Source organism: Nocardioides soli (genome assembly GCF_014191495.1).
GTDB classification, from domain to species: Bacteria; Actinomycetota; Actinomycetes; order Propionibacteriales; family Nocardioidaceae; genus Nocardioides; species Nocardioides soli.
Map to the genome: position 1 here is coordinate 1,605,934 of NZ_JACHWR010000001.1, position 13,219 is coordinate 1,619,152.

8 protein-coding genes are annotated in these 13,219 nt (G+C 74.5%); 5 read left to right on the plus strand and 3 right to left on the minus strand.

All coding sequences use genetic code 11. From position 1 onward, the window contains the following. The first annotated feature begins 88 nt into the window (after nucleotides 1-88). From FHU40_RS08035 to FHU40_RS08055, 5 genes are read left to right on the plus strand one after another with little or no spacing between them, the layout of a single operon-like run. Nucleotides 89-1,843, plus strand: coding sequence for a glycoside hydrolase family 15 protein (locus tag FHU40_RS08035; protein WP_221199530.1), 1,755 nt, complete (start codon nucleotides 89-91; stop codon nucleotides 1,841-1,843). Then, nucleotides 1,840-2,853, plus strand: coding sequence for an SDR family oxidoreductase (locus tag FHU40_RS08040; protein WP_183591694.1), 1,014 nt, complete (start codon nucleotides 1,840-1,842; stop codon nucleotides 2,851-2,853). Before FHU40_RS08035 ends, FHU40_RS08040 begins: the two co-directional genes overlap by 4 nt. Next, on the plus strand, nucleotides 2,850-5,801 hold the full coding sequence (locus tag FHU40_RS08045) for an FAD-binding and (Fe-S)-binding domain-containing protein (RefSeq protein ID WP_183591695.1): 2,952 nt from the start codon (nucleotides 2,850-2,852) through the stop codon (nucleotides 5,799-5,801). The genes FHU40_RS08040 and FHU40_RS08045 overlap by 4 nt, the downstream gene beginning before the upstream one ends. A 25-nt stretch (nucleotides 5,802-5,826) precedes the next feature. Next, complete coding sequence (locus FHU40_RS08050) at nucleotides 5,827-7,605, plus strand: thiamine pyrophosphate-requiring protein (RefSeq protein ID WP_183591696.1); 1,779 nt, start codon at nucleotides 5,827-5,829, stop codon at nucleotides 7,603-7,605. Beyond that, complete coding sequence (locus FHU40_RS08055) at nucleotides 7,602-8,702, plus strand: enolase C-terminal domain-like protein (RefSeq protein ID WP_343057781.1); 1,101 nt, start codon at nucleotides 7,602-7,604, stop codon at nucleotides 8,700-8,702. The genes FHU40_RS08050 and FHU40_RS08055 overlap by 4 nt, the downstream gene beginning before the upstream one ends. A gap of 17 nt (nucleotides 8,703-8,719) precedes the next feature. Here the strand turns inward: FHU40_RS08055 and FHU40_RS08060 are convergent, their stop codons facing one another. Genes FHU40_RS08060 through FHU40_RS08070 form a run of 3 tightly spaced genes read right to left on the minus strand, consistent with a single transcriptional unit; the run spans nucleotide 8,720 to nucleotide 13,175 of the window. Beyond that, entirely contained in the window at nucleotides 8,720-11,371 is a 2,652-nt protein-coding gene (locus tag FHU40_RS08060; protein WP_183591697.1) for a multicopper oxidase domain-containing protein, read from the minus strand. Further along, entirely contained in the window at nucleotides 11,368-12,474 is a 1,107-nt protein-coding gene (locus tag FHU40_RS08065; RefSeq protein WP_183591698.1) for a hypothetical protein, read from the minus strand. The genes FHU40_RS08060 and FHU40_RS08065 overlap by 4 nt, the downstream gene beginning before the upstream one ends. After that, nucleotides 12,471-13,175 (minus strand): helix-turn-helix transcriptional regulator, encoded by a 705-nt coding sequence (locus FHU40_RS08070; RefSeq protein ID WP_183591699.1) that lies wholly within the window; start codon nucleotides 13,173-13,175, stop codon nucleotides 12,471-12,473. The genes FHU40_RS08065 and FHU40_RS08070 overlap by 4 nt, the downstream gene beginning before the upstream one ends. Nucleotides 13,176-13,219: the final 44 nt, after the last annotated feature.

The window sequence follows — 13,219 nt, forward strand, 5'->3', positions numbered from 1 at the left end:
TCGCGTCAGGACATATTTGCGCTGGCGCATGGATACCGGCCAGCGTACCGCCACCGCGCGTGGAGACGCCTCGACCGGAGAGGGAGCCGTGAGCCGCTGGACGCCACCGGAGACCTTGCGGCAGTACGCGCTGCTCGCCGACGGCGAACGCGGCGCGCTGGTCGGGCCGCGCGGCGACGTCGCGTTCATGTGCGCCCCGGCCTGGGCCGACGGCGCGGTGTTCGCCTCCCTCCTCGGCGGCCTGGGGTCCTACGCCGTCACCCCGGCCGATCCCCGGTACGTCTGGGGCGGTCACTACGAGCCGGACACGCTGATCTGGCGCGCCCGCTGGGTGACCACGGGCTCCGTCGTCGAGTCGCGCGAGGCCCTGGCCTTCCCCGGCGAGCGCGACCGGGTCGTCCTGCTGCGCCGGGTCGAGGCCGGCCGGGAGGACGCACGGGTGCGGGTGCTGCTGGAGTGCCGAGCGGCCTTCGGCGACTCTCCGATGGCCGTGGCTCGCCGGGCGGGCGGCTGCTGGGAGGGCCGCACCGGCGGACTCGCCTTCCGCTGGTCCGGGGCCACCGACGGCGCCCGGGTCGACGACGGGCGGCTCGCCCTCGACCTGGTCGTGCCGGCCGGGCAGTCCCGGGACCTCGTCCTCGAGCTCGGCGCACGCCTTCCGGCGGAGCCGCCGGACCCGACGACCACCTGGCGGCGCACCGAGGAGGCGTGGCGGGATGCCGCTCCGGACCTGACCGGCTCGGCGGCCCCGGGGGACGCCCGGCACTCCTGGGCGGTGCTGCGCGGCCTGACCTCCCGACAGGGCGGCATGGTCGCGGCGGCGACCACGTCACTGCCCGAGCGCGCCGACCGGGGCCGCAACTACGACTACCGCTACGCCTGGATCCGCGACCAGTGCTACGCCGGCCAGGCCGCGGCGGCCGTCGGCGCGCACGACCTGCTCGACGCCGGGGTCCGGTTCGTCGCGGACCGGCTGCTCGCGGACGGACCCGACCTGCGGCCGGCGTACACCGTGGCGGGCGGACCGGTGCCCGGCGAGCGGGAGCTCGACCTGCCCGGCTATCCCGGCGCGCCCGTGCGGGTCGGCAACCACGTCAACGACCAGTTCCAGCTGGACGTGTTCGGCGAGGCACTGCTGCTGCTCGCGGCCGCCGACCGGGCCGGTCGCCTCGATCGCGACGCGCGGGAGGCGATCACCGTGGCCGTGCAGGCGATCGAGAAGCGGCACGCCGAGTCCGATGCCGGCATCTGGGAGCTCGGCGAACGGCGCTGGGCCCATTCGCGGCTGATGTGCGCGGCGGGACTGCGCGCCGTGGGGCGCGCCGAGCCGGCCGACCGGCTGGTGTCGTCGGTCGACCGCGACTGCCGCCATCCGAGCGGGCGGTGGCAGCGCTCCCCCGACGACCCGCTGGTCGACACAGCCCTGCTGCTGCCGGGCATCCGAGGCGCGGTGCCCGGCGATGACCCACGCCAGGTCGCGACGTTCCGGGCGGTCGTCGAGGACCTGGCCGACGACGGCTACGTCTACCGCTTCCGGCACGATCCGGACGCACCGCTCCACCAGGCCGAGGGGGCGTTCGTGCTCTCCGGCTTCCACCTCGCCCTCGCCAGCCTGCGGCTGGGCCGGGTCACCGACGCGGTGCGGTGGTTCGAGCGCAACCGCGGCGCGCTGGGCCCGCCCGGCCTCTTCGCCGAGGAGTACGACGTGGTGCAGCGCCAGCTGCGCGGCAACCTCCCCCAGGCGTTCGTGCACGCCGCGCTGCTGGAGACGGCCCAGGAGCTGGGCCAGGAGCTGGGCCGCGCCGGCGTCAGCACCGACGGGTTCGAGGCGAGCGACCGATGACCTTGCGCCCATCGAGGACCGTCGTCGTCACCGGTGCGTCCGCAGGCGTCGGACGAGCCGTCGCACGCGCGTTCGCCTCCCGGGGCGACGACGTCGCACTGCTCGCTCGCGGTCGCACCGGCCTCGAGGCCGCCGCCGCCGAGGCTCGGGCGACCGGCGTGCGCGCGCTACCCCTCGAGGTCGACGTCGCCGACGCCGCCGCCGTCGAGGCGGCCGGCGACCGGGTCGAGGCCGAGCTCGGCCGGATCGACGTCTGGGTGAACGTCGCGTTCACCTCGGTCTTCGCGCGGTTCGTGGACATCGACCCCGAGGAGTTCCAGCGGGTCACCGAGGTCAGCTACCTCGGCTACGTGCACGGCACCCGGACGGCGCTGCGCCGGATGCTGCCTCGCGACCGGGGCACGATCGTCCAGGTCGGCTCGACCCTCGCCTACCGGGGCATCCCGCTGCAGTCGGCGTACTGCGGCGCCAAGCACGCCATCCAGGGCTTCCACGAGGCCCTGCGGACCGAGCTCCTCCACGAGCGCAGCAACGTGCGGGTCACGATGGTGCAGCTGCCCGCGGTGAACACGCCGCAGTTCGGCTGGGTACTGTCGCGGCTGCCCCGAGAGCCGCGGCCCGTGCCGCCGATCTACCAGCCCGAGGTCGCCGCCCGCGCCGTCGTGTACGCCGCGGACCACCCGGGGCGCCGGGAGTACTGGGTCGGCGAGACGACCGCCGCGACCCTGCTCGCGAACGCCGTCGCGCCCGGGCTCCTCGACCGCTACCTCGCGCGCACCGGCTTCGACTCCCAGCAGACCGACCAGCCGCGGGATCCCGACCGGCCGGAGAACCTGTGGCGGCCCGCCGACGGCCCGGAGGGCACCGACCACGGCGCGCACGGATCCTTCGACGCCCGGTCCCACCGGGTCTCCCCCCAGGTCTGGGCATCCCAGCACCACGGGCTGCTCGCCGCCGGAGGGGTCGGACTCCTCGCCGTGGCGCTCGCCTGGAGGGAACGGCGCCGATGACCGATCTGCGACGGGCAGCACGGCTGCTGCGCGAGCGGGTCGACGGCGAGGTGCGCTTCGACGCCGGCAGCCGCGCGGCGTACTCGACGGACGCCTCGAACTTCCGGCAGGTGCCGCTCGGCGTGGTGATCCCGCGCACCATCGACGCGGCGGTCGACACCGTCGCGGTCTGCCACGAGCTGGGGTTGCCGATCGTCCCGCGCGGAGGCGGGACGAGCCTGGCCGGCCAGTGCACCAACGAGGCCGTCGTCATCGACTTCACCAAGCACTGCCACCGACTCCTCTCCGTCGACGCCGACAGGCGGCGCTGCGTCGTGGAGCCCGGCATCGTGCTCGACGACCTCAACCGGCAACTGGCGCCGACCGGCCTGCGCTTCGGGCCCGAGCCGGCCACCCACCCCAACTGCACGCTCGGCGGCATGATCGGCAACAACTCCTGCGGAGCGACGGCCCAGCGCACCGGCAAGGTGGTCGACAACGTCGTCTCCCTCGACGTGCTGCTGCACGACGGCACCCGGTTCCGCGCCGCCAGGCTCTCCGAGCACGAGTACGACGCGGTCGCCGGGCGGACCGACCGGGTCGGCGAGATCCACCGGGCGCTGCGGCGGCTGCGCGACCAGCACGGCGACCTGATCCGGACGCGCTACCCGCGGATCCCGCGTCGCGTGAGCGGCTACAACCTCGACTCGCTGCTGCCCGAGCACGGCTTCGACGTCGCGGGCCTGCTGGTCGGCAGCGAGGCGACCCTCGTGACCGTGCTGGCCGCCGAGCTCGACCTGGTGCCGGTCGTGCGGGCCCGCACCCTCGTGGTGCTGGGTTTCGGCAGCATCGGCGAGGCCGCGGACGCCGTGCCGCACATCGTCGAGCACGAGCCGATCGCCCTCGAGGGCGTCGACCAGTACCTGATCCGCGATCAGCAGGTGAAGGGCATGAACCCCGACGCGCTCGCCGAGCTACCCGAGGGCACCGGCTACCTCCTGGTGCAGATGGGCGGCGAGGACGCCGACGAGGCGGACCGCCGCGCGGAGCAGATGCTCCGAGCGCTCGGCACGACCGACCACGCGCCCGACGTCGCGTTCTACGACGACCCGGCCCGCGAGCACGAGCTCTGGCAGGTCCGCGAGTCCGGCCTCGGCGCCACCGCGCACGTGCCCGGCAAACCGGACACGTTCGAGGGATGGGAGGACTCCGCCGTGCCGGTCGACCGGCTCGGCGACTACCTGCGGGACCTGCGCGTGCTCTACGAGGAGTTCGGCTACGCCGGCGACACCGGCCCCAGCCTCTACGGCCACTTCGGCCAGGGCTGCGTGCACACCCGGGTCCCGTTCGACCTCTACTCGACCGAGGGCGTGGCGGCATACCGCCGATTCCTGGAGCGCGCCGCCGATCTCGTCGTGTCGTACGGCGGCTCGCTGTCGGGCGAGCACGGCGACGGGCAGACCCGCGGCGAGCTGCTGCCGAGGATGTTCGGCGACGAGGTGGTCGGGCTCTTCGAGGTCGTCAAGGGCCTCTTCGACCCCGACGACCTGATGAATCCGGGCAAGGTCGTCCACCCGGCCGGCCTGGACGAGCACCTCCGACTGGGCGGCCGCTGGGCGCCGAAGCGCCTGCGGCCACTGGCCTTCGGGTTCCCCGACGACGGTCACTCGTTCACCCAGGCCGCCAACCGGTGCGTCGGCGTCGGCAAGTGCCGTCAGCTCACCCACGACGGCGGGTCGGTGATGTGCCCGTCGTACCAGGTCACCCGGGAGGAGGAGCACTCCACGCGCGGCCGCGCCCGGCTGCTCTTCGAGATGCTCGACGGGCACGGCGACGGGCCGATCACCGACGGCTGGCGCTCCACCGAGGTTCGGGACGCCCTCGACCTGTGCCTGGCCTGCAAGGGGTGCAAGTCGGACTGCCCGGCCGACGTCGACATGGCGACCTACAAGGCGGAGTTCCTCCACCACCACTACCGCCATCGGCTGCGGCCCCGCGCCGACTACGCCACCGGCTTCCTGCCCTCCGCCGCCATGGTGATCGACCGCCTGCGGCTCGCGCCGGCGGTCAACCGGCTCACCTCGGTGCCGGCGCTGCGCAGAATCGGCACCCGGGCGGCCGGCCTGGAGGACCGCGAGGTGCCGCGCTTCGCCCCGCAGACCCTGCAGCGCTGGCTGCGCACGCACCGCCCGGCGCGCGAGGCCGGCCGCCGCGGAACCGTGCTGCTGTGGCCGGACACCTTCACCAACCACTTCCATCCCGAGGTCGGCGTCGCGGCGGTGGGGGTGCTGGAGTCGGCAGGGTGGGGCGTGACGATGCCGAGTCGCCCCGTGTGCTGCGGGTTGACGTGGCTCTCCACGGGACAGCTCGACGTCGCCCGGGCCCGGGTGCGCCACACGCTGCGCGAGCTCGCCGCGCACGTGCGCGACGGAGGTCTCGTCGTGGGTCTGGAGCCGAGCTGCACCACCGTGCTGCGCTCGGACGCGGTCGAGCTGATGCCCGACGACCTCGACGCGCGCCGGGTCCGCGATCACACGGTCACCCTCGCCGAGCTGCTCACCGGGCACACCGAGGGCTGGACGCCGCCGGTCGCGCCGGCCGGGGTGAGTGCCCTCGCGCAGGTGCACTGCCACCAGCACGCCGTACTCGGCTGGGACGCCGACCGCGACCTCCTCGAACGCACCGGGATCGAGGTCGAGCGGCTGGAGTCGGGCTGCTGCGGGCTGGCCGGGAACTTCGGGTTCACCGCCGGTCACGGCGCGGTGAGTGAGGCCTGCGCCGAGCAGGTGCTGTTGCCGCGACTGCGGGCGGCCGGGCCGGGGACGGTCGTGCTGGCCGACGGCTTCTCGTGCCGCACCCAGATCCACGAGCTGGACAGCGGTGGTCGCGAGGCGATCCACCTGGCCCAGCTGCTCGACAACCTGAGCGCCGAACGCCCGCCCGGGTACCGGACGACCACCGACCCGTGACGCCGACCCTCGAAGGGAGCACCACATGACCACCACCGTGGCCGACCAGTTGCTGACCCGCCTGCGCGAATGGGGCGTCGAGCAGGTCTTCGGCTATCCCGGCGACGGCATCAACGGCATCCTCGGTGCGTTCTCCCGCGCCGACGACCAACCGCGGTTCATCCAGTCGCGGCACGAGGAGATGAGCGCCTTCGAGGCCGTCGGGTACGCCAAGTTCGGCGACCGGCCAGGCGTGTGCATGGCGACCTCCGGCCCGGGTGCGATCCATCTGCTCAACGGCCTCTACGACGCCAAGCTCGACCACGTGCCCGTCGTCGCGATCGTCGGCCAGACCAACCGCACCGCGATGGGCGGCAGCTACCAGCAGGAGGTGGACCTGATCAGCCTGTTCAAGGACGTCGCCAGCGACTACGTGCAGATGGTGACCGTGCCCGAGCAACTGCCCAACGTGCTCGACCGCGCCTTCCGCGTCGCCCTGAGCCGCCGGGCGCCGACCGCGCTGATCATCCCCAACGACGTGCAGGAGCTCGAGTACGCCGCACCGCAGCACGCCTTCAAGATGGTGCCCTCCAGCCTCGGGCTCACCTGGCCGACCGTCGCCGCCGACGACGACGGCCTGCGGCGCGCAGCCGAGGTGCTCAACTCCGGCACCAAGGTCGCCATGCTCGTCGGCCAGGGTGCCCGGGGCGCCCGCGCCGAGGTCGAGCAGGTCGCCGAGCTGCTGGGCGCCGGGGTGGCCAAGGCCCTGCTCGGCAAGGACGTGCTCAGCGACGAGCTGCCGTACGTCACCGGCTCGATCGGGCTGCTCGGCACCCGGCCCAGCTACGAGATGATGCGCGACTGCGACACCCTGCTCACCGTCGGGTCGAGCTTCCCCTACACCCAGTTCCTGCCCGGCCTCGACCAGGCCCGCGGCGTCCAGATCGACCTCGACGGCTCGATGATCGGCATGCGCTACCCCTTCGAGGTCAACCTGGTCGGCGACGCCGCCGCCACACTGCGCGCGCTGGTCCCGCTCCTGGAGCGCAAGGAGGACCGCGGCTGGCACGACGACATCTGCTCGCAGGTCGCCGAGTGGTGGGAGACGATGGAGCGCGAGGCGCAGGTCGAGGCCGACCCCGTCAACCCGATGCGGATCTTCCACGACTTCTCGAAGGTCGCGCCGGCCGACGCGATCATCACCTCCGACAGCGGCTCGGCCGCCAACTGGTACGCCCGCCAGGTCCGGATGCGCGGCTCCATGCGCGGCTCGCTCTCCGGCACCCTCGCCACGATGGGGCCGGCGGTCCCCTACGCGATCGGCGCCAAGTTCGCCCATCCCGGCCGACCGGCGATCGCCTTCGAGGGCGACGGCGCGATGCAGATGAACGGGCTCGCGGAGCTGCTCACGATCTCGCGCTACTGGCGCGAGTGGGACGACCCGCGCCTGGTGGTGGTCGTGCTGCACAACAACGACCTCAACCAGGTCACCTGGGAGCTGCGTGCCATGGGCGGCACGCCGACGTTCGTCGAGTCCCAGGCGCTGCCGGACGTCTCGTACGCCGACTTCGCCCGCTCCGCGGGCCTCGGCGCCACCACCGTCACCGCTCCGGACCAGCTCGCGGAGGCGTGGGCGGCGGCGCTGGCCGCGGACCGGCCGCACGTCCTCGACGTGCACTGCGACCCCGACGTGCCACCGATCCCGCCGCACGCGACGCTCGAGCAGGTGTCCGACCTGGCCCGAGCGCTGATCAAGGGCGACACCAGCCGGTGGGGGGTGCTCAAGGAGGGGCTGAAGACCAAGGCGCAGGAGCTCCTCTCGTGACCGATCGGGAGCCGTCCATCTCATCGGTCGAGGCGCGCGCCTACACGGTGCCGACCGACCGGCCCGAGGCCGACGGCACCCTCGTCTGGGACGCGACGACGATGGTCGCCGTCGAGGTGCGCGCCGCCGGCGAGGTCGGCACCGGCTGGACCTACGCCCCCGCCGCGGCCGCGCGCGTGGTGGCCGACCTGCTCGCGCCGGTGCTGGTCGGCCACCACTCGCCGCTCGCCCCCGCCGACGCTCAGGCGGCGCTGGTGCGGGCGGTGCGCAACGCGGGCCGCGGCGGTCTGGTCGGCATGGCGATCTCCGCCGTTGACATCGCCGTGTGGGACCTCGGGGCTCGGCTGCTCGGAGTCCCGCTGACCCGGTGGTTCGGCTCGGCCGCCCGGCCGGTGCCGGTCTACGGCAGCGGCGGGTTCACGACATACGACGATGACCAGCTCGCCATGGAGCTCGAGGGGTGGGTGACCCGTGGGCTGCGGGCGGTAAAGATCAAGATCGGCGAGTCCTGGGGCACCCGAGGCGACCGCGACCTGCACCGCGTCGAGCTCGCCAGGTCGGTCGTCGGCGACGACGTCGGGCTCTTCGTCGACGCCAACGGCGCGTACGACCTCGGCCGGGCCAGGCGGGTCGGGCGCCGGCTGGACGAACTGGGAGTGCGCTGGTTCGAGGAGCCCGTCAGCTCGGAGGACCTGCGCGGGCTCGCCCTGCTCCGAGACACCCTCGACCTCGACGTCGCCGCGGGCGAGTACACGCACGATCTCGCCTACGCCCAGCGGATGGCACCGGTGGTCGACTGCCTCCAGGTCGACGTCACCCGCTGCGGGGGCTACACCGAGTGGCGGCGCATCGCCGCCGCGGCGGCCGCGCTCGGCGTCGACGTCTCCGCGCACTGCGCGCCGTACCTCACCGCACCGGTCGCCGCCGCCACGCCCGGGCTGCGGCACCTGGAGTGGTTCCACGACCAGGTGCGGATCGTGCGCGAGCTCGTCGACGGCTACGCCGCGCCGATCGACGGCGCGCTGCGCCCGGCCGACGTTCCCGGCCACGGCCTGCGGCTGCGCGGCGAGCGGGCGGCCGAGTACCGCGTCGGCTGACGACCTCACTCGACCGGCTACCGCTCCCCGGTCACCTCGATGATCCCGTGCGCGCCGCGCTCGGCGTCGACCATCACGTGGGAGACGAACGGGTAGTGGCCGGGCTCGGGGAGCTCGAGCTCGACGAACCCGCCCTGGGCCGGGGCCAGCGCCAGCGCCTGCGCGCCACCGACGCCGGTCGGTCCGCCGTCGCGCAGCAGGTAGGCGCCCTCGGCCCAGGTGGTCGAGAACTGGCCTCCGACGACGTGGAACGACGTCGCGCGGTTCGGCCCGGCGTCCAGGACCCAGATCCGCACCCGGTCGCCGGCCGCGACCCGCAGCGGGTCGTGGTCGTACTGGTTGGCGTACCCGTTGAACACGACGGCGTCCGGCTCCTCGGCCAGCACCTTGTCGGCGTCGACGGTGCCACCCTGCGGCCCGTAGTAGTTCTCGCCCTGCACGAGCAGGAAGCTGCGGTCGACCGGCCCCAGGTCGCGCGGCTCGATCACCACGGCGCCGTACATGCCGTTGGCGATGTGCACCGACATCGGCATCGTCGAGCAGTGGTACATCCAGATGCCGGCCCGCTCGGCGGTGAACCGGTAGGTCAGCGACTCCCCCGGCGCGATCGTGCGCATCGGCCGGTCCGGCGCGAGGGCGCCGGCGTGGAAGTCGATGGAGTGGCCGATGGTCCCGTCGTTGACCAGCGTCACGACGAAGCGGTCGCCGACCCGTCCGTGGAGCACCGGGCCGGGCGCGCTGCCGTCGTAGGTCCACAGCCGTTGGGTGACCCCGGGCGCCACCTCCCGCTCGACCTCGCTGACCGTGAGGGTCAGCCGGTGGGTCTGCGGTCTCGTGCCGTGCAGCGGCGGCAGCTCGGGATCGCGGGCCCGGAAGCCCGGCTCCGGCTCCGCCATCGGGTCGTACGCCGCGTCGTCGCCCTGGTCGCCGGACATGTCATGCCCGGACATGTCGTGCCCGGACATGTCGTGCCCGGACATGTCGTGCCCGGACATGTCGTCGCCGGACGAGCCGGCCCGGTCGGCCGCGGCACCCGTGACCCGCACGGTCAGGGTCATCCCCATCTGCCGGTGGCCGACCACCGAACACCAGCCGTCGAGGTCCCGGCCGACGACGCCGACGTCGACCCGCGCGGTCTCCCCGCCCGCGAGCCGGCCGGAGTCGGCCCCGGTCTCGAGGACGAGGTCGTGCACGTCGGTGTCGGTGTTCACGACCTCGATCACCAGCCGATCCCCCGCGGGCACCTCGATCTCGTCGGGCGTGAAGCGCATGTCGGCCGCCTCGACGCGCACGGTCGTCGTGTGCCCGGTGGGGACGACGCCGTTGGCCGCGGAAGCGACCCGGCCGGTGCTGAGCGCGACCGGGTCGACGGCGACACCGGCGGCGACCGCGAGCACCACCACCGCCGTGCCGGCCACCGCGGAGCCCAGCGCCCGGCGCCGCCGCATCGGGGCCTCCGCCGGCTCCGGCACCGGCGGCCCGTCGCCGTCGCGGCGGGCCCGGTGCGAGGCCCGGATCGCCAGCACCAGCAGCGGCAGCTCGGCGGCGAGAGCGAGCAGCACCACGAGCGAGCAGGCCACCCGGACCGCGCTCGGGGCGGGGAGCAGGCAGACGACGAGGCCGAGGTTCACCGCGGCGATCCGGAACGCGCCGCCGCGGTCCAGGACGGCCCCCGCGGCGCGCACCGCCTGGCCGCCGCCACCGAGCGCCATCGGCACCAGGTGGCCGAGCGCGCCGAGCAGCACCTGCGCGACGAAGCCGGCCGCGAGGTACGGCACCAGCGCCGTGAAGCGCTCGTGCACCAGGTCGGCGTCGCCGCCGAGCGCGAGGATCGCCGTCCACGCGACCAGACAGCCGAGCAGCCAGAGCAGGCCGGCGCCGAGCGACCACGTGGGATGACTCGCCGGTGGCTTGCGGCGAGCGGCTTCGAGCAGCGGCAGGCCGACGAGCACCGCGCCCGCGACGTACCCCGCCAGGCCCACGGCGGCGAGCTGCCACCGCCCCAGGAGGCAGCCCACGACGACGACAGCGACGCCGACGAGCAGCACCGGGAGCGCCCGGCGCAGCGCGGCGTCCGAGCCGGTGCCGAGCCGGGTGCGCAGCATCGTCGGCCAGAGCGTGACGACGGTGCCGGTGACGGTGAGGCCGACCCACCCGAGCAGATTCACCGCGACGTGCGCGAGCAGGACCCTGCCGTGCCACGGGTCCGCGAGCCCGCGGGCGAGCAGCACGCCGAGGGTCGCCCCGACGGGCAGCAGCGCGGCGGCCGCGACGTAGTAGCGGACGACGCCCGCGAACCGGGCCGGCAGCGCCCGCCGCAGCTGCCGGACGAGGCGCCCGGCGTGCCAGACGACCGCACCGGCGACCGCGCTCGCGCCCACCAGCGTGATCGGCCAGTGCGCGGCCTGGGTGCCGACCATGACGGCGAGCGCGCCGAGGTTGAGCAGCACCAGCAGCCGCGACTGCCGCGCCGAGGGCACGTGCAGCAGCGTGTCGGTGAAGTGCTGGCTCCACACGACGATCGAGTGGGTGACCGCGCCGAGCAGCAGCAGGTGCAGCAGCAACCACCGCGGCTCGGGAATCACCGGGTGGGCGAACGCCACGACCGGGATCGCCAGCAGCCAGAGCAGCGCGGGCAGGTCACGCCAGGGCGAGAACCCGCGGCTCATCGCCGGGCTCCGAGCACCCGCGAGGCGGCGACGACCACGAAGCCGAGCAGCGCCACGATGTTGAGGACGGCCCCGGCCCGCCAGGCGTACGGCGCGCCGAGCCCGTCGCCGAGCCAGATCCGTACGACCAGTGAGGCGTGCAGCAGCGCCACCGGCCCGTAGAGCACCGGGTGGTAGGCCAGGGGACGGCCGACCACCACCGGCAGGATCACCGGCGCGTGCGCCATCACCATCGAGATCGTGAAGCCCAGGAAGATCGCGTGCACCACCGTGTCGTAGCCGGCTCCGTCGACGACGCTGCCGGACGTCAGCCACACGGCCGCCGCGACGGCCGCCCACGCGTAGCCGGCCAGCATGCAGACCGCCATGTAGCGGGTCAGCCCGTCCGACCGGACGGTACGACGGGCGACGTCGTGGCTCGCGAGCCACACGACGAGCCCGGCCAGCGCCGCGCCCAGGGCGATCGGCCCGGTGCGCGGCAGCAGCAGCGCGGCGACGACACCCGCGGCCAGGCCGGCCGCCAGCAGCACCAGCACGACGCCGGCGTTCGGCCCCATCGCGAGCCGGGCGAGCTCGAGGCGCTCCCCGGCGATGGTGAGCACCGCGAACCCGACCAGCCACGGCAGCAGCACCGGCATGTCGACGCCGCCGGCCCACAGCGCCGCGGCGCCGACCGCGAGCGCGGCGCCGAGCGCCTGCACGAGCACGGCCTCGTCGGCCTGCCGTCGCCACAGCGGCACGTAGACCGCGACCAGCGCGACCGCCCCCGCGAGCAGCAGCAGCTGACCGACCCGCAGCGGCGCGGCGGTCAGGGTGAGGACGGCGCCCGCGCCGAGCAGGGCCGGGGCGGCGATCCCCCAGCGCGACCCCAGCGCGACCGCCCGCTCCAGGGCGATCAGGGTGCCCACGAAGCCCAGGACCAACAGCATGCCGTGCACGTCGGGGAGCCGGTCGGCGGTCACCGGGGCCGGGAGGTCGAGCAGCAGCAGCGCGGCATCCAGGCCCGCGAGCAACGACAGCCCGGCCGGCACGAGCAGGACCAGCCGCCAGGGGGTCGGCCGGAGCCCGGTCCGCGACCCGGCCGGCGCCGCCAGGGCGGTCATCGTCGGGCCCCGAGCCGCAGCACGCAGGCGCCCGGCTCCGCGAACGGGAGCAGCTCGACGCCGTCGGTGGCGGCGCCGTAGGTCTCCAGCGCCCCCTCGGTGATGCCGAGGTGGACCGAGCAGACCACCTCGGGATGCTGGTGCGCTGCCTCCAGCAGCGGGCAGCGCGTCAGCCTCAGCTCCGTCGCGTCGCGGTCGGCCTCCGGTGCGAAGCCCATGTCGTCGAAGATCCCCGCGACGGTACGCCGGGCCGCCTCCTCGCCCTCCTGCTCGGGTGCGCCGGCGTCGTGCGCCAGCCGCCTGCCCCAGTCGACGCCGGCCCGGCGGGCCTCCTCGGCCGGCGTCGTGCTGGTGCGCACGATCACCGCCGCGAGGGCGGCCGCCAGGCCGGCGTACTCGGGACGTGGGTCGTCCTCGCTGTGCGGCGTGGCCTGGTAGAGCCAGCCGGGGCGGCCCCGGCCGGAGGGCGGGGCGCTCCGACGGCTGACCAGCCCGCTGCGCAGCAGCCCGTCGAGATGCTCGCGCACGGTGTTGGCGTGCAGCCCGGTCACCGCGACCAGGGCCGGGAGGCTGGTCGGCTCGGGCTGGGCCTGGAGGGTCTCGAGGAGCGCGGTCCGGGTCGGCGACAGCCGCCGTCCGCTCGGCGTCCGCGCGGGACGTGGGCCACGTCTCGCGACCGGATTATTTTCCACGGAGTTCATTGTGCCAAAATGTCCGCGACCGGTCACCTCGACCGGCTGTGACC

Bases quoted from the DNA above. Each gene is read 5' to 3' on its own strand.
- FHU40_RS08040 (WP_183591694.1), top strand. From the start codon at position 1,840: ATGACCTTGCGCCCATCGAGGACCGTCGTCGTCACCGGTGCGTCCGCA.
- FHU40_RS08045 (WP_183591695.1), top strand. From the start codon at position 2,850: ATGACCGATCTGCGACGGGCAGCACGGCTGCTGCGCGAGCGGGTCGAC.
- FHU40_RS08050 (WP_183591696.1), top strand. From the start codon at position 5,827: ATGACCACCACCGTGGCCGACCAGTTGCTGACCCGCCTGCGCGAATGG.
- FHU40_RS08060 (WP_183591697.1), bottom strand. From the start codon at position 11,371: ATGAGCCGCGGGTTCTCGCCCTGGCGTGACCTGCCCGCGCTGCTCTGG.
- FHU40_RS08065 (WP_183591698.1), bottom strand. From the start codon at position 12,474: ATGACCGCCCTGGCGGCGCCGGCCGGGTCGCGGACCGGGCTCCGGCCG.
- FHU40_RS08070 (WP_183591699.1), bottom strand. From the start codon at position 13,175: ATGAACTCCGTGGAAAATAATCCGGTCGCGAGACGTGGCCCACGTCCC.